Origin of the sequence: Lacibacter cauensis (assembly GCF_007830055.1) — a bacterium.
GTDB lineage: Bacteria > Bacteroidota > Bacteroidia > Chitinophagales > Chitinophagaceae > Lacibacter > Lacibacter cauensis.
Genome location: NZ_VLLE01000005.1, coordinates 72,562 through 87,442 on the forward strand (window position 1 = coordinate 72,562; position 14,881 = coordinate 87,442).

Annotated in this window: 16 protein-coding genes; 10 read left to right on the forward strand and 6 right to left on the reverse strand. The window is 41.7% G+C overall.

Translation table 11 applies throughout. From position 1 onward, the window contains the following. The first annotated feature begins 2 nt into the window (after nucleotides 1-2). The 6 genes from IQ13_RS13960 (at nucleotide 3) to IQ13_RS13985 (ending at nucleotide 4,581) form a co-directional block, all read left to right on the forward strand. On the forward strand, nucleotides 3-797 hold the full coding sequence (locus IQ13_RS13960) for a thymidylate synthase (protein WP_144887011.1): 795 nt from the start codon (nucleotides 3-5) through the stop codon (nucleotides 795-797). A gap of 83 nt (nucleotides 798-880) precedes the next feature. Continuing rightward, nucleotides 881-1,261 (forward strand): four helix bundle protein, encoded by a 381-nt coding sequence (locus tag IQ13_RS13965; protein ID WP_144887012.1) that lies wholly within the window; start codon nucleotides 881-883, stop codon nucleotides 1,259-1,261. Next, a complete protein-coding gene (locus tag IQ13_RS13970; RefSeq protein WP_242009555.1) occupies nucleotides 1,236-1,823 on the forward strand; it encodes a dihydrofolate reductase in 588 nt (195 codons plus the stop codon). The genes IQ13_RS13965 and IQ13_RS13970 overlap by 26 nt, the downstream gene beginning before the upstream one ends. An 82-nt stretch (nucleotides 1,824-1,905) precedes the next feature. Beyond that, nucleotides 1,906-2,706, forward strand: coding sequence for an O-methyltransferase (locus IQ13_RS13975; protein WP_144887013.1), 801 nt, complete (start codon nucleotides 1,906-1,908; stop codon nucleotides 2,704-2,706). An 11-nt stretch (nucleotides 2,707-2,717) separates the two neighbouring features. Next, nucleotides 2,718-3,155, forward strand: a complete 438-nt coding sequence (locus IQ13_RS13980; RefSeq protein ID WP_144887014.1) for a hypothetical protein — start codon at nucleotides 2,718-2,720, stop codon at nucleotides 3,153-3,155. Next, the gene (locus tag IQ13_RS13985) at nucleotides 3,148-4,581 is read left to right on the forward strand and encodes a methyltransferase RsmF C-terminal domain-like protein (RefSeq protein WP_242009556.1); all 1,434 of its coding nucleotides are present in this window, start codon (nucleotides 3,148-3,150) and stop codon (nucleotides 4,579-4,581) included. Before IQ13_RS13980 ends, IQ13_RS13985 begins: the two co-directional genes overlap by 8 nt. A gap of 148 nt (nucleotides 4,582-4,729) precedes the next feature. Here IQ13_RS13985 and IQ13_RS13990 read toward each other — a convergent pair whose 3' ends face one another. The 3 genes from IQ13_RS13990 to IQ13_RS14000 form a co-directional block, all read right to left on the reverse strand. Then, nucleotides 4,730-6,373: an ABC1 kinase family protein gene (locus tag IQ13_RS13990; protein ID WP_144887015.1), complete on the reverse strand. Its 1,644-nt coding sequence runs from the start codon at nucleotides 6,371-6,373 to the stop codon at nucleotides 4,730-4,732. 185 nt (nucleotides 6,374-6,558) lie between these two features. Next, complete coding sequence (locus IQ13_RS13995) at nucleotides 6,559-6,846, reverse strand: YtxH domain-containing protein (protein WP_144887016.1); 288 nt, start codon at nucleotides 6,844-6,846, stop codon at nucleotides 6,559-6,561. 272 nt (nucleotides 6,847-7,118) lie between these two features. After that, nucleotides 7,119-7,754 carry a ribonuclease H1 domain-containing protein gene (locus IQ13_RS14000; RefSeq protein WP_144887017.1) on the reverse strand — a complete coding sequence of 212 codons (636 nt, stop codon included), beginning with the start codon at nucleotides 7,752-7,754 and terminating at the stop codon, nucleotides 7,119-7,121. Nucleotides 7,755-7,850: 96 nt separating this feature from the next. Here IQ13_RS14000 and IQ13_RS14005 point away from each other — a divergent pair, with 96 nt between their 5' ends. Next, complete coding sequence (locus tag IQ13_RS14005; protein WP_158637402.1) at nucleotides 7,851-8,849, forward strand: LysM peptidoglycan-binding domain-containing protein; 999 nt, start codon at nucleotides 7,851-7,853, stop codon at nucleotides 8,847-8,849. A gap of 108 nt (nucleotides 8,850-8,957) precedes the next feature. Here IQ13_RS14005 and IQ13_RS14010 read toward each other — a convergent pair whose 3' ends face one another. The 3 genes from IQ13_RS14010 to IQ13_RS14020 form a co-directional block, all read right to left on the reverse strand. After that, nucleotides 8,958-9,968, reverse strand: coding sequence for a methionyl-tRNA formyltransferase (locus tag IQ13_RS14010; RefSeq protein ID WP_242009557.1), 1,011 nt, complete (start codon nucleotides 9,966-9,968; stop codon nucleotides 8,958-8,960). A 151-nt stretch (nucleotides 9,969-10,119) separates the two neighbouring features. Next, on the reverse strand, nucleotides 10,120-10,947 hold the full coding sequence (locus IQ13_RS14015) for a ParA family protein (RefSeq protein ID WP_144887019.1): 828 nt from the start codon (nucleotides 10,945-10,947) through the stop codon (nucleotides 10,120-10,122). Between the two features lie 25 nt (nucleotides 10,948-10,972). Further along, nucleotides 10,973-11,650 carry a metal-dependent hydrolase gene (locus IQ13_RS14020; protein WP_144887020.1) on the reverse strand — a complete coding sequence of 226 codons (678 nt, stop codon included), beginning with the start codon at nucleotides 11,648-11,650 and terminating at the stop codon, nucleotides 10,973-10,975. A 185-nt stretch (nucleotides 11,651-11,835) separates the two neighbouring features. Between IQ13_RS14020 and IQ13_RS14025 the strand changes: the two genes are divergently transcribed. The 3 genes from IQ13_RS14025 (at nucleotide 11,836) to IQ13_RS14035 (ending at nucleotide 14,864) form a co-directional block, all read left to right on the forward strand. After that, nucleotides 11,836-13,098 (forward strand): metallophosphoesterase, encoded by a 1,263-nt coding sequence (locus tag IQ13_RS14025; protein WP_144887021.1) that lies wholly within the window; start codon nucleotides 11,836-11,838, stop codon nucleotides 13,096-13,098. 64 nt (nucleotides 13,099-13,162) lie between these two features. Then, nucleotides 13,163-14,185, forward strand: coding sequence for a hypothetical protein (locus IQ13_RS14030; protein ID WP_144887022.1), 1,023 nt, complete (start codon nucleotides 13,163-13,165; stop codon nucleotides 14,183-14,185). A 97-nt stretch (nucleotides 14,186-14,282) separates the two neighbouring features. Then, the gene (locus tag IQ13_RS14035) at nucleotides 14,283-14,864 is read left to right on the forward strand and encodes a porin family protein (RefSeq protein ID WP_144887023.1); all 582 of its coding nucleotides are present in this window, start codon (nucleotides 14,283-14,285) and stop codon (nucleotides 14,862-14,864) included. The last annotated feature ends 17 nt before the right edge of the window (nucleotides 14,865-14,881 follow it).

A 14,881-nucleotide genomic window follows, 5' to 3' on the forward strand; every position in this document is an offset into this window, starting at 1 on the left:
CCATGCAACAATACCACGCTTTACTGCAGCATATATTGGATAATGGTACAGAAAAAACCGATCGTACCGGTACGGGTACAAAAAGTGTATTCGGTTACCAGATGCGTTTCAACCTCAGCGAAGGTTTTCCGTTGGTAACAACGAAAAAAGTACACCTGCGCAGCATCATTCACGAATTATTATGGTTTCTTAAAGGTGAAACCAACATTGCTTACCTGAAAGAAAACGGTGTAAGTATTTGGGATGAGTGGGCTGATGAAAATGGTGAGCTTGGTCCGGTGTATGGCAAACAGTGGCGCAGCTGGGAAGGAGCGAACGGTGTGGTGATTGACCAGGTGACAGATTTAATTGAACAGATTAAAAAGAATCCCGACAGTCGCCGTCTCATCATCAGTGCATGGAATGTAGCCGATCTGCCAAAGATGGCGTTAATGCCTTGTCATACCATTTTTCAATTTTATGTGGCCGATGGCAAACTCAGTTGCCAGTTATACCAACGCAGTGCCGATGTGTTTTTGGGTGTGCCGTTCAATATTGCATCGTATGCATTGTTAACACTAATGATTGCACAGGTATGCGATCTGCAGCCCGGCGATTTTGTGCATACGTTTGGTGATGTACATATTTACAGCAATCACATGGAGCAGGTGAAGCTGCAGTTAAGCCGCACACCGTTTCCATTGCCAACCATGAAACTGAATCCTACAGTAAAAGATATTTTTCAATTCAAGTTCGAAGATTTTACGCTGGAGAATTACCAGAGTCATCCGGCGATTAAAGCACCGGTAGCGGTGTAGTAAATGAAGAATGAAAAATGAAGATTGAGAAATGAAGAAGTAAAGCGAACTGTGAATTCAATGCTCAACCAAAAACACCGCATATGGAAAATAGTAACAAATTCGATCTGGAAGATCGCCTTGTAGATTTTGCATGTATGTGTCTGGATGTTTGCGAACTTCTTCCTGCTACCAAAGCAGGACAAAATCTCGAATATCAGTTGTCGAAAAGCGGAACAGCTCCTGCTTTAATTTATGGGGAAGCACAAGCGGCAGAATCAAGAGCCGATTTTTTGCATAAGATGAAATTGTGTTTGAAGGAAATCAAGGAGTCAAGAATCAATCTTAAAATCATCAGGCGCAAACCTGTTGTTATAGATGAGAAAGTAGAAAAAGCATTTACTGAAAGTAATGAGTTGATGGCAATCTTTCTGAAGAGTATTGAAACAGCTCAAAGAAATGACGAACGAAGAAAGAAGCAGTAAGTTGGGTGTTTTTTATTTCTCATTATTCATTTTTTATTTTTCATTCATGATCATAAGTTTAATCGTAGCTGCATCATCCAACAACGCCATTGGCAGAGATAATCAATTGTTGTGGCATCTGCCAACCGATCTGAAGTTTTTCAAAAATACCACATGGGCATTGCCCGTTATTATGGGACGAAAAACCTTTGATTCCGTTGGCGGCAAGCCATTGCAGGGAAGAACCAATATTATTATCTCCCGTCAGCAGGGGTTACAGTCCACTTATGATAATGTGTGGTTTGCATCTTCGTTGGAAGATGCAATAGCGCAGGCGAAGAAACTGGAGACGAATGAAATTTTTATTGCAGGCGGCTCGCAGATATACGAGCAGGCATTACCAATTGCCAACCGCATTTATCTTACTCGTGTGCATGCAAACATTGAAGCAGCTGATGCATTTTTTCCTGCGTTTGATGTAACCGATTGGAACCTGAGCAAGAACAGCGATTTTACTGCAGATGAAAAACATGCCTATTCATTTTCTATACAACAGTGGGACAGGGACGAAAGTAAAAAATGAAGAATGAAAAATGTATAATGAAGAAGTTAGTTGCCTTCACTTTTTAATTCCTCATTTGTAATTTTTAATTTTTCATTTCTAGATGTATTCCGTTTTTCAACTTGGTAAAAAATATTTACGCTATTACTTTACGGCAGCCAATGGCAAAGGGCATGGCGTGCATTCGCCGTTTGTGTTTAGTCTTATTACCAAGGTGCTGAACGATGCAACAAAGTATCCTGCTTACAAAGAAATAGAAACGCAACGCAACCTGTTGCTAGGTAATGAAACGATTATTACAGTAGAAGATTTTGGTGCAGGTTCAACCAAAGGATTAACCAAACAGCGTGTGGTGCAACAAATCGCTGCTACATCGTTAAAGCCAAAAAAATATGCACAATTGTTATATCGGTTGGTGAATTATTTTCAACCCAAACAAATACTGGAGTTAGGAACATCCTTAGGCATAACAACCGCATATCTGGCAAAAGCAAATCCTTCTGCAGCTGTTACAACAATGGAAGGCTCTACAGCTGTTGCAACAATAGCGCAGCAACAGTTCGATGCATTGCAGTTGAAAAACATTGCCGTTGTTACAGGGAACTTCGATGAAACCTTACAGCCGCTGATTGATAAAGCAGGACAGGCATTTGACTTTGTGTTTATCGATGGCAACCATCGCAAAGAACCGACCTTGCGTTATTTCGAACAATTGCTTGCCAAAGCAAATAATGATACAGTGTTTGTATTTGATGATATCCACTGGAGTGCAGAAATGGAAGAAGCATGGGAGCAGCTGAAACAACATCCGCAGGTAACATTAACGGTTGATTTGTTTTTTATCGGTCTTGTGTTTTTAAGAAAAGAACAGAAGGAAAGAGAGCATTTCATTATCAGATATTAAAATGGAAGTCGATGAGCTATAACATATCAGGACAATGGAAGGGTTACTTTTGGTATGGGAAAGAATACGGCGAACTGGAAGGTGAGTCTGTTGAGTTTATGATGTTTTTAGAAGAAAATGATGGAGCGGTTCGTGGAAAGTGTTTTGAAATGGGTGGGGTTGGTGTTGCCGAAGGAGCTGATTTGGCAGAGATTAATGGTTTTGTGAAGGGCACTCAAATCAGTTTTATTAAAAAATATGCAAACGCAACTTTCCTGGATGAAGATGGAAATGCATATGCCGATCCTTCTAAAGCATCGCAGGAGATACATTACGAAGGAGAGTTTGATAGAAGTAAGATGCAATTTGAAGGCAAATGGGAGATTATTGAAAAAGTTGAAGATTACGGTGATACGCTAATCGAATATATAGCTACAGGTACCTGGATGATGAAAAAAGAAAATGATTAATAATATGCATCTACCGGCTTCCTTGATGACTTCGCTCAGTAAGATCAATAGTTTTGATCGGGATGCTTTTGTGCAGGTGCATGAAAGTGGTGAACAGGTTGTGTCGGTGCGGATGAATCCATTGAAGAGGTCAATGGTGAATGGTGAATGGTCAATCGGTAACGATCAATCAGCCAAACTAAATAATCAGGAACTCATTCACCATTCACCATTCACCTTTCACGCTCCCGTTCCCTGGTCCTCCAATGGTTATTATCTCAGCGAACGTCCTTTGTTTACACTCGATCCGCTGTTGCATGCCGGTGCTTATTATGTGCAGGAAGCCAGCAGTATGTTTGTGGAAGAAGCCATAAAGCAAACCGTTGATTTGTCGCAACCATTGCTGGTACTTGATCTCTGTGCAGCACCGGGTGGCAAATCAACGTTACTGCAATCGGTGATCAGCAAGGAAAGTTTATTAGTGAGTAATGAAGTAATTCAATCACGGGTAAACATTCTCAAAGAAAACATTACCAAATGGGGAGCCGATAATGTGGTTGTAACGAACAATGATCCTTCTGCATTTTCAAAACTCAGCGGACTGTTTGATGTACTGGTGATTGATGCACCCTGCAGCGGCAGTGGTTTGTTTCGTCGAGATCCGGAAGCCATCAACGAATGGAGTGAAGCAAATGTGGAACTCTGCAGTCAGCGGCAGCAACGTATACTTGCTGATGCATGGCCTTGTTTAAAAGAAGACGGTGTGTTGATCTATAGCACCTGTTCGTATTCTGCTGAAGAAGATGAAGAGATACTTGATTGGCTTGAGGAAAGGTTTGAAGTGGAAGGTTTAAGGTTAAGGGTTAATGATGAATGGAAGATTGATGAAGTACAATCTGCTTCAGGTGCATACGGTTATCGTTTCTGGCCCAATAAGGTAAAAGGCGAAGGTTTTTTTATTGTGGCCTTTCGTAAGAAAGAAACACCGTCACCGTTGCGCATCAAAATAAAAAAGAACCAGGAGCCTGCGAAGAAAGATGCAGCGATTGCTGCGCAGTGGATGCAAATTGCCGATGCGTATAGTTTTGTAATGCAGGGACAAATCATTGCAGCTGTACCAACTGCATGGCACGATATGATTCAATTTTTAATGCAGGAATTAAAAGTGCGGTATGCAGGTATTGAGTTGGGCAGTATTGCCAAGAATGATCTGTTGCCCGAACATGCATTGGCGCTGAGTACAAATGTGAACAGCAAGGTTGTGCGTGTTGAATTAACCAAAGAACAGGCATTGGACTATTTGCGCAAGAACGATCTGCAGCTCGATCATCCGCACAAAGGCTGGGCATTGGCAACTTACAATGGACTGGGCTTAGGCTGGATGAAGTTATTGGGCAACCGCATGAATAATTATTATCCGAAAGAATGGCGGATATTGATGCGATGAGTAAACCTTATAGCTGCTCACTGCGGGTAAGGATTTCGTTAAGAAGAAAATAGCCGCTCAACTGACGTCACTTCTTGGAACGAAGCAGTCTTCTGATACGAAGTAATAAAGTAATAAGATTGCTTCGTTCCTCGCAACGACGGTTCAATTATTTAAACTTTGTATTAAACAGCAACTTGAAGCCTGTCCAAACAAGTATAGCGGCACACGAATAGAATAAAATTTTGATACCCTCACTGTTGGGTTGATAGATCATGAGCAAGGTTGCACAAATCATCAACAAGCCAAGAATAAACACATATGCAAGGCGATTGAAATTTTGCCGTAGCGCTTTATTGGTAAAACTATCTTCCCGGAAATTAATTTCGTGTTTTAATACACCTGTACGCAGATTGTTTACGATCTCTTTAATATCGGTTGGCAAGCGATCGACGATGTACAGATAATCTTCTGCAGAGTTGATGACCTTGTTGATAATGGCATCGAAGCTGAATTTTTCTTTGATCTTTTCTTTTGCATACGGCTCAATCATATTGATGATAGAAATGTCAGCTTCCAGTGCCTCTGCAAATTTTTGAATCGTACCTAACGCTTTCAACAACATGTACAAATTGGTGGGCACTTTTAAACCGTGACGGAGGATGACTTTAAACGTATCAGCCATCAGGCTCGAAATATCTACTTTATCGTATGGAATATAACTGTACTTCTGGATAAGTTCGCCAATTTCAAATTCAAGATCGGCCTGTTCTTTATAAAAATTTACATTCAGTAATGCAAGCAAAGCTTTGGTAATTCGGTGTGTATCCTGTCGTGCAAAGCCCAGCATAAAGTTGATGAGCGCCTGTATCTGTGCAGGTTTTAAACTGGCTGTCATGCCATGATCGAGCAATACCACCTGGTTGTTTTCACGAATAAGTAAATTACCTGCATGCGGGTCAGCATGGAAAAAGCCATGCTGCAGAATCATTTTTAAAATAATGTTGGTGCCGTTTACAGCTATTTGTTTTACATCGTATCCATTCGCTATCAATTCATTTTTTGCATCCGGTTCGATACCCGTAACAAATTCCATCACCAGTATTTTCTGCGTGGTGTAGTTGCTGTACACTTTTGGTATGTAACAGTAATCATCGTGTTTAAAAATTTCAGCAAAGCGCATCATGTTCGAAGCTTCATTGGTGAAATCAAGTTCTTTCTTCATGATCACACCAAAGTCTTCTACAAATTCTATCACGTTAAAGCTGGCAAGCTCAGGATAAGATTTTACCACCTGCTCTGCCAATATTTTTATCAAAACAAGATCGATGGAGATTTTTTGTTTGATATGCGGACGCTGCACTTTTACAGCAACAGTTTCGCCGTTGCGTAAAACAGCTTTGTATACCTGAGCAATGGATGCTGATGCAATGGGTGTATGATCGAGTTGTTCAAATACCTCATGTAGAGGATCGCCCAGCTCTTCTTCTATGATGCGGTAAGCGATGGCATTATCGAAAGGACGTGCAGAAGATTGCAGCTTCTTCAATTCGTTGCGCAATTGTTCCGACACCAGATCCGGACGGTCGGCAATGATCTGCCCGAACTTAATAAAGGTTGGTCCCAAGTCTTCGATCATAAAACGGATACGCTCCGATCGGGAAGTAAGATTTTTTCTTTTCGGATCGATGATGCGTCGCAGAAAACGATTACTGTAAACGCTGTTCTTCAGCAAATGCTTGGTAATGATAAACAGAATGCTGATTAAACGAAAACTGTTACGGAACAGGCGGTTTACCCGGAATATCCACATACGATAGCTGTTTACAGTGATGAATTGATTGGGCGTTTAGTTACAAACAAAAGGCTGCTCCATTGTTGTACACACAAAGTAATCATTCTGCGTTATCAACAAAAGGGTTGATTGCAAACAGTTCACTGCTCCTTTTTACTTTGTACAAACAAGACAGGAGGCAGCCTTTGTTTAGTGCGATTACATCAGGAAAGTACCTGTGCTTTCAGGTTGTTACCTGTTATTCTTGTAGATTCAAGAATTTCCAGTACACGTTTGCGGGTATCTTCTTTTAAACCGGCGATTTCCGATTTAAATACTTCTTTCAACTCTTCAATTTCCGAACTGCTGTTCTTCACTTTATACCAGCGTTCCTTAACATCTTCCAGTTTTTCACTGATTTTATTACGCATCGATGCACCTGCTTCAGGTGCTAACAGCAAACCTGCAACAGCGCCTGCTGCGGCACATGCCAACATTAATCGTAAACTCATACTGCTGTGTTTTTAAAAGGTGAATAATGTTGAAATTTTCAAGAACCTTGCCAAAAAAAAGTACGAAGCAGGAAGTACGAGGTAAGAAGTAAGAAAATCAAACGCAAATACGAAGTAGAAAAGTAGGAGATATGAACTGAAAAAGACACAAGCGGTACAAGAAAGAAGAAAATCCAAAAACCAAACGAAAGGCACAAGGAAAACAATCACATGTAACTTGTTACTGGTAACCTGCAACCAGTAACATCAAACCATAAACTATAAACTTGAACCTATTTCCTTCCAAAGTCAGCAGGATTTTCGCCCCATGCTTCGGTTTCCCATTTCAATACTTTGTTACGATAGCTGTTTTCCTGCAACCATTTTTCTGCACGATAAATAAGATCAAAGATGTGTTTTGTTTTAGCGGATTGTTCCAGATTTGTTTTACACTTTTTTGCTTTTACCCAGCCAATAGCATTGCGACTGTCGCTGTAAATGGGCATGGTAGGCAGATTGTGTTTTTTACAATAACCCAATGCATGTACAATGGCTAAAAATTCACCAATATTGTTGGTGCCGTTTGCCAATGGTCCCATATGAAAAATGCGAGTGTTGGTTTTGTAGAGAATGCCCTGGTATTCCATATCTTTTCCTACACTGTTCCAGGCTGCATCAACAATAATACTGTCGTGAATAGGTGTGCCTACTGCAGAAAGATCTTTCGGCGTACTGTCTTTCTCTTTTTTGTAAATGTGTTTGGCAAAGTTTTCTTTGTACGCCTGTTCTGCTTCCGTTTTTGAGGTAAACGATTTGTAGGCAGCACCGGTAAAACCCTCTACCTGTGCTTTACAATCGTTCCAGTTGGTATAAATGCCGGGTTCTTTTCCTTTCCAGACAACGTAGTATTTCTGCGTTACTTTGCTCATGAGGCTGCAATGTTAGCAAAAGAAACGTTAAGCTTTTCTTTGGCACAATACTTTCACGGAATTCTGCATCTTTGCAAGGAAAATAATGATCATCCCATGAAGAGAGCCTTCTCGTTTATTATGTTGCTGTTTGCTGTGGTTACTGTAATGGCCCAAACAACACCGTTACAGGTACAGTTGGATAACCAGGGTAAACCTTACCTCGTGCATAACATTGGTCCCAAGGAAAACTTTTACAGTATTGGCCGTATTTACAATATCAGTCCACGTGTGTTTGCACCATACAACGGACTGGAGTTAACTTCTCCGTTAAGTATCGGACAGCAGATACGTATTCCGTTGAACGAAGTCAACTTTTGGCAAACCGGTACACGAAAAGAAAATGAAACGGTTGTTCCTGTTTACCATACGGCGAAAGCAGGTGAAAACGTAACTAAACTCAGTCAGTTGTTTGGTACCGATAATGCTTCTATTCAATCGTGGAATAATCTTTCGGGCAATAACGTCAGCGCAGGCAGCAAAGTCATTGTTGGATTTTTGAAGATTGATAAAACCTTGTCGCCTTTGGCGTCACAAGGCATGAATGTACGCAGTGAGCCAACAGTGGTAAAGCAACAGCCCAAGCCCGAGGTAAAACAGGAAGAACCGAAGAAACAGGAAGTGGTGGTGAAGAAAGAGGAACCAAAACCAGAGCCGAAAGTAGAAACACCCAAACCTGAACCAAAGAAAGAAGAGCCGAAAGTAGCAGCCGATCCGGTAAGCTATGCCGGTAATGGATTTTTTAAAGATGAATTTAACCGCCAAACCAATAATGGTCGTCGTACCGATAGTAACAGCGGTGCCGGTTCTGTATTCAAAAGCACCAGTGGCTGGAGCGATGGGAAATATTATGTGCTGATGGATAATATTGAAAAAGGCACGATTGTGATGGTGAAAAATCCATCGAACGGAAAAGCGGTGTATGCAAAAGTGCTGGGCAGTGTGGAAGAAACAAGCCCCGGCAGTGGTTTGATGTTCCGTTTAAGCAATGCAGCAGCCGCACAACTGGGCATCAGTGCAGAAAAGTTTAATGCTGAGTTGGTGTGGGGGAAGTAAGCTAAGAGTAAAGAAGAAAAAGAGATAACAAAAGAGCGGCAACATGTAATAATGTTGCCGCTCTCTTTTTTATATTTCTTTTTTTACTCTTTTCCCTCTTTCAAACTCTTAGCTTCTGTATCCCCTTAAAAAATCTTCAATCAACATTCTTTTCTTTCCTTCCAGTTGTAATTCCAGCACATGAACAAAACCATTGCTGCAGGCAAATTTGAAATAGGTTTTGCCATCGGTAACAGGTTCTCCAATGGTCTGGTTGCTTGGAGCGGCCTGCCCTGTAACGATCTCTTTCTTTGATCGATAAATCTTCATCAGCTTTCCGTTAAACGTTGTAAACGCACCGGGGAACGGAGAGAGCCCACGAATTAAATTATGTACTTCGTCGACTGTTTTTGTAAAATCGATCTTGCAGGTTTCGGTGAAAATTTTGGGAGCGTGTTTTAATGGTGAATGGTGAGTGGTGAGTGGTGAATGAGCTGTTGATACTTCAGCGTCTCCTATTGACAATTCACTATTCACCATTGACGACTGCGGTTTCTCCTCCAGCGTTCCGTTCACCAATCCTTCCACCGTTTTTACCAGCAGTTGTGCACCAATCTCTTTCATGCGGTCGTGTACTTCGCCTGCGGTTTCATCTTCACCAACCGGAAACGATTCCTGCAACAGTATATCGCCGGTATCAATTTCATGTTTCAGTTTAAACGTGGTAACACCGGTTTCTTTTTCACCATTAATCACAGCCCAGTTAATCGGTGCAGCACCACGGTATTGCGGTAACAAACTGCCATGCACATTCACCGTACCCAGCTTCGGCATATTCCATACCACTTCAGGCAACATGCGAAACGCCACCACGATCTGCAGATCGGCACGCAGTGCAATTAACTCATTCAGAAAATCAGGATTCTTCAGTTTCTCCGGTTGCAATACATGCAAACCATTTTGCACAGCGTATTTTTTTACCGCACTTTCGGTGAGCTTCATACCTCGTCCTGCAGGCTTATCCGGCGCAGTAATGACGCCTACCACATTATAACCTGCCTGCACCAATGCATCGAGCGATGCTACTGCAAACTCAGGTGTACCCATAAACACAATGCGGGGAAATTCTCTTGTAACCATGCGGCAAATGTAAAGAGAAAGCAGATTTGTGCCACGAAGGCGCTAAGACAGAAAGATGCACGAAGAAAAAATAAAGCATCACAAAGCAATACGCTTAGCAGAAAGGTGATACTTTGTGAAGCTTTGCCTATTAGTGTCTTTATGGCAAAGATTAAGATGGTAACTCTTCCTCTTCATCCACCTCAATAATCTTGTCTTCCTGTTTAATTTTTGTGAGGTTGTTGCGTTGCAGAATTTCTTTGGCGAGGTTGAGATAGTTTACGGCGCCTTTACTTTCGCTGTCGTATAAAATAACCGGCTTACCAAAGCTCGGCGCTTCACTTAAACGAGTGTTACGGTGAATGATGCTGTCGAAGACGATGCCTTCAAAATGTCTTCTTACTTCACTCACCACCTGGTTACACAAACGCAAGCGGCCATCGTACATCGTCATCAAAATACCTTCAATCACCAATTGCGGATTTAAACGGCTCTGTACAATTTTAATGGTGTTGAGTAATTTACCCAAACCTTCCAATGCAAAGAATTCGGTTTGTACAGGAACAACTACAGCATCGGCAGCGGTTAATGCGTTCACCGTAATTAAACCAAGCGATGGAGAGCAATCAATAATGATGAAGTCGTATTCGTTTTTGAGCGGCTCCAGTAACTGCTTCAGCACCGATTCACGGTTGGGCTGATTGATCATTTCAATTTCAGCACCTACTAAATCGATATGTGAAGGAATCAAATCGAGGTTCGGAATTTCACTCTTCAACACCACATCTTTGGCATTGGCACCGTTTACAAAACAATCGTATAAACTCTGCTGAATATTGTGCAGGTCGAAACCTACACCTGTTGTACTGTTTGCCTGCGGATCGGCATCGATCAGCAATGTTTTGTATTCGAGCACGGCAAAACTTGCAGCCAGGTTAATGGCTGTTGTGGTTTTACCAACACCACCTTTTTGATTCGCTATTCCTATAATTCGACCCATAATATTCAGCTATGATAGTTTATGTTCAAAGGGTAATTGTTTCGCCAATGGCAGGTAGTTGCAGATCGAGTCCGTTGCGTTCGAAATGAGCTTTTACCTGCGCTTCGTCAATTACAATGTACGGAAAGGTATTGTAATGCACGCCGATTACTGTATGGCAGTTCATCATGTGTGCTGCTCTCGCTGCATCTTCGTAACCCATGGTAAAGTTGTCGCCAATGGGTAAAATGGAAAACGACAGCGGAGCACCTTGCGGTACCAGTTGCATCTCCAGCGTAAGCGCTGTATCGCCACTGTAATAAAAATTCTTATCGGCACAAATCACAAAACCCATCGGGTTGCCGCCGTAAGTACCGTCAGGCAACGAAGAGGAGTGTTGTGCTGTAACACATTTTACTGTTCCAAACTCAAAGGCTTTTTTACCACCCGTATTCATGGGATGAATATTTTCCACGCCCTGTTTTTGCAGCCATACATAAATTTCCCAGTTGCAGATCACCAAGGCACCGGAACGTTTGGCAATGGAAACCAGGTCGGCCACATGATCTTCATGCCCATGACTTACCAGGATATAATCGGCTTCAACCGTATCGGCACTGATATCTTTCGCCAGTTCATTCGGCGAAATAAACGGATCGAAAAGTAATTTCTTTCCTTTTACGTCTATGCTGAAACAGGAATGGCCGTAGTAAGTAAATTTCATCTTCGATTGGAACTTTGATCAAACTGATAAACAGAAGCTTGTGAGCTGTAACTCTGCCAATGCCATCCTGACAAAAATAAGGTTTCGGCCTAATATTCGGGAACAATACTTATCCCCGTGTGTTATACCCAAACAGGAAATTTTAACAACGGAATAGTGCAGTTATTCCTCAATTTTGACAACTTATGCGACGTTTAGCCGGTTCATGGATTTTTTTGATCGTTCTTCTGGTAATTGATATTTATGTATTCCAGGCATTAAAGGCCGTGGCCGATACCTGGGCTCCCCGAACCAGGTTGATTGTGTTTGCAGTTTACTGGGGTGTTAGTGTGCTTTCGTTTGCGTTGATGCTGAGCATTACGTTTACCAACTACGAAAGCTGGCACCGGCTGTTACGCACCTATGCCTTTGCAATTGTAATTGGTTTGTTCCTGGCAAAACTGCTGGCCAGTATGTTCTTTTTGGTGGATGATGTGCGCCGTGTGTTTCAATGGGCAGGCAGTTTTATTTTCCCGAGCTGGAATCCCAAAAACACAGCCGAAGCAACAGGTACAGGCATTAGCCGTTCCATGTTTTTAAGCTGGGCCGGTTTGGCTGTAGGTGGTGGTTTGTTTACTTCGCTGCTGTATGGGTTTGGCAATAAGTACAAATACAATCTGCAACGAATAGCACTCAGCTTTGCGCATTTACCCGAAGCGTTCAAAGGGTTTAAAATTATTCATGTAAGCGATATCCACAGTGGCAGCTTTACCGATAAAGAAGCGGTGATGAAGGGTATTGAAAAGATCAATGCACAAAATGCAGATGTGGTGTTGTTTACCGGCGATCTGGTAAACTATCATGCCGATGAAATGAAAGAGTACATGGATGTGTTTTCGCAGCTGAAAGCAAAACATGGCGTGTATGCAACACTGGGTAATCACGATTACGGATTTCCTACCGGTGCAACCAAAGAAGAAGTACGGGCAAAACAACTGGCCAATGCAGCAGGTGTGGTTGAAGTGCATCGCAAGCTCGGTTGGAAAACGCTGAGCAACGAACACGTGGAAATAGAACGCAACGGTGAAAAGATTGCTATCCTGGGTGTAGATAATACCAGTGGTAAAATGAATTTTCCTTCATTTGGCCGCCTGCCCGATGCACATGCAGCAGCAGCACATATTCCCTTTAAAATTTTAATGAGTCATGATCCTTCGCATTGGAATCATGAAATCACTTCGCAGTTTAAGGATATTGCTTTAACGCTGTCGGGCCATACACACGGTATGCAGTTTGGCGTAGAACTTCCGGGTTTCCGCTGGAGTCCTGTAAAGTATGTGTACAAGCAATGGGCCGGTTTGTACGAAGAAGCACAGCAGAAATTGTATGTGAATCGTGGCTTTGGTTTCATTGGTTACCCTGGCAGGGTAGGCATATTACCAGAGATTACATTGATTGAGCTCACATAATTTTTTTCGGCGCATTAAACTATCTTGTGGTGGCAATGTCTTATCCGATAACCTTCTGCCACGTATGTTGAAACCGCTTATTCTGTTTGCTCTTGTTATTTGTGTACACTTGTGCGCTTCTGCACAGGAAACAACGAAAGATTCTATTCCCGTTGCCGATACCATTCCTGTTAATACCGATTCTATTGAAAAAGAAATTAACCAGTTCCTCGCCTATTACGATTCGTTGAAAGCTCCCCGCAGCTACTGGCTTATTTCAATTGGTGGTGGTAACACACAGTTTAGTGTAAAGAACCTGGCGTTAAATGCGCAGCAGTCAACGGCCAACTTAAGTCTTACACCAACCATTGGTTATTATGCCAAGTCGGGTTTTGGTATTACGTACAATAACTTTCTGTTAACCGAGCAAGGCAAAACACAATTACTCCAACATGCACTTACACTGTCGTACGATCAGTTGCAGTTAGAAAAAATCAGCTACGGATTTTCGTACACACGCTTTTTTGGAAAGAAGGAATTTGTTAACCAGGTATCGCCTTATGATAACGATTTTCTGGCGTATATACAGTTTGGTAAAAAGAAGTTTACACCTGGTGTTATGCTTGGTTTTTCGAGTGGACGTTACCGTGAAACCATTGCTTATCTCGATTCGGCACAAACACGCATACCGTTAACCAATCAGCTTGTAACCTATTATTATTTTGTAAACGATACTTCTGATATTCGTCTGCGGGATGTTTCACTTATTCCTTACCTGCGTTACCAATGGCAGTTCGATGGTTTTGGTAAGAAGGATTATTTTACCCTGCAGCCTTCATTCCTCGCATTGGGTTCGGCCAGCAGTGTAAAGATTGATTCGAAAGGCGCATACAAACAAACAGGCCGTTTAAGCCGCAGCCGTTCTTACGAAGAAACTTATTCGCAAAAAACAAACTTCCAGTTTCAATCGCTGGGCTTTCAGTTGGATGCCAGCTGGTACATTGGAAAATTCTTCTTTAATCCGCAAGTGTACATCGATTACTATTTGCTCAGCAGTAAGTATAAATGGTCTTCTTTATTCAGCGTGCAAACAGGGTTTATGTTTTAAATCGTTGCAATACATTTCTTCTTAACATATTTTTACAGCGTAAAAAAAATGATTGGCACTTAATTAGCCGTTAAACATCTAACTAAAATCAAATCGAATGAAAAAGTTTCTTGTTATCCTCCTTGTTGCTGTTACAGCCTCATCAACTTCATTTGCACAGTTTCGTATCGGACCTAAATTAGGAGCCAACATCGGCAAGATCGATGGCAAAGGTTTCGACGAACAATACAAACTCGGTTACCATTTAGGTGTGTTTGCCGAAATTCCGTTAGGAAAGAAATTCGGTTTGCAACCGGAGATATTATGGAACCAGATTAATTCTGATACAGCTACTGGGTTTAGAGCAATCTATGATAACTTAGATGAGAATGTAAAAGACCCACAATTGAATTATCTGAGTATCCCGCTTTTGCTTTCTTACAAGCCATCAAAATTTTTATCGCTTCAGGCTGGTCCACAATACGGTATACTCCTCAATAAGAATAAAACATTCATCGATAACGGAAAAGAAGCATTCAAAAACGGAGACTTCTCTTTGCTCTTAGGTGCACAACTCAATATTTTAAGTGTGCGGGTGTATGGTCGTTATGCAATTGGCTTAAACAATATCAATGATTTGCCAAATCAAGACCAATGGAAAACAACCGGCTTCCAGTTGGGTGTTGGTATAGGACTATAAAAATTTACTTCATAATA

Bases quoted from the DNA above. Each gene is read 5' to 3' on its own strand.
- IQ13_RS13995 (WP_144887016.1), bottom strand. From the start codon at position 6,846: ATGAGTTTACGATTAATGTTGGCATGTGCCGCAGCAGGCGCTGTTGCA.
- IQ13_RS14010 (WP_242009557.1), bottom strand. From the start codon at position 9,968: ATGGTTACAAGAGAATTTCCCCGCATTGTGTTTATGGGTACACCTGAG.
- IQ13_RS14020 (WP_144887020.1), bottom strand. From the start codon at position 11,650: ATGAAATTTACTTACTACGGCCATTCCTGTTTCAGCATAGACGTAAAA.
- IQ13_RS13985 (WP_242009556.1), top strand. From the start codon at position 3,148: ATGATTAATAATATGCATCTACCGGCTTCCTTGATGACTTCGCTCAGT.
- IQ13_RS13965 (WP_144887012.1), top strand. From the start codon at position 881: ATGGAAAATAGTAACAAATTCGATCTGGAAGATCGCCTTGTAGATTTT.
- IQ13_RS13980 (WP_144887014.1), top strand. From the start codon at position 2,718: ATGAGCTATAACATATCAGGACAATGGAAGGGTTACTTTTGGTATGGG.
- IQ13_RS13990 (WP_144887015.1), bottom strand. From the start codon at position 6,373: ATGTGGATATTCCGGGTAAACCGCCTGTTCCGTAACAGTTTTCGTTTA.
- IQ13_RS14035 (WP_144887023.1), top strand. From the start codon at position 14,283: ATGAAAAAGTTTCTTGTTATCCTCCTTGTTGCTGTTACAGCCTCATCA.
- IQ13_RS14025 (WP_144887021.1), top strand. From the start codon at position 11,836: ATGCGACGTTTAGCCGGTTCATGGATTTTTTTGATCGTTCTTCTGGTA.
- IQ13_RS13975 (WP_144887013.1), top strand. From the start codon at position 1,906: ATGTATTCCGTTTTTCAACTTGGTAAAAAATATTTACGCTATTACTTT.
- IQ13_RS14005 (WP_158637402.1), top strand. From the start codon at position 7,851: ATGAAGAGAGCCTTCTCGTTTATTATGTTGCTGTTTGCTGTGGTTACT.
- IQ13_RS14000 (WP_144887017.1), bottom strand. From the start codon at position 7,754: ATGAGCAAAGTAACGCAGAAATACTACGTTGTCTGGAAAGGAAAAGAA.
- IQ13_RS13970 (WP_242009555.1), top strand. From the start codon at position 1,236: ATGACGAACGAAGAAAGAAGCAGTAAGTTGGGTGTTTTTTATTTCTCA.
- IQ13_RS14015 (WP_144887019.1), bottom strand. From the start codon at position 10,947: ATGGGTCGAATTATAGGAATAGCGAATCAAAAAGGTGGTGTTGGTAAA.
- IQ13_RS14030 (WP_144887022.1), top strand. From the start codon at position 13,163: ATGTTGAAACCGCTTATTCTGTTTGCTCTTGTTATTTGTGTACACTTG.
- IQ13_RS13960 (WP_144887011.1), top strand. From the start codon at position 3: ATGCAACAATACCACGCTTTACTGCAGCATATATTGGATAATGGTACA.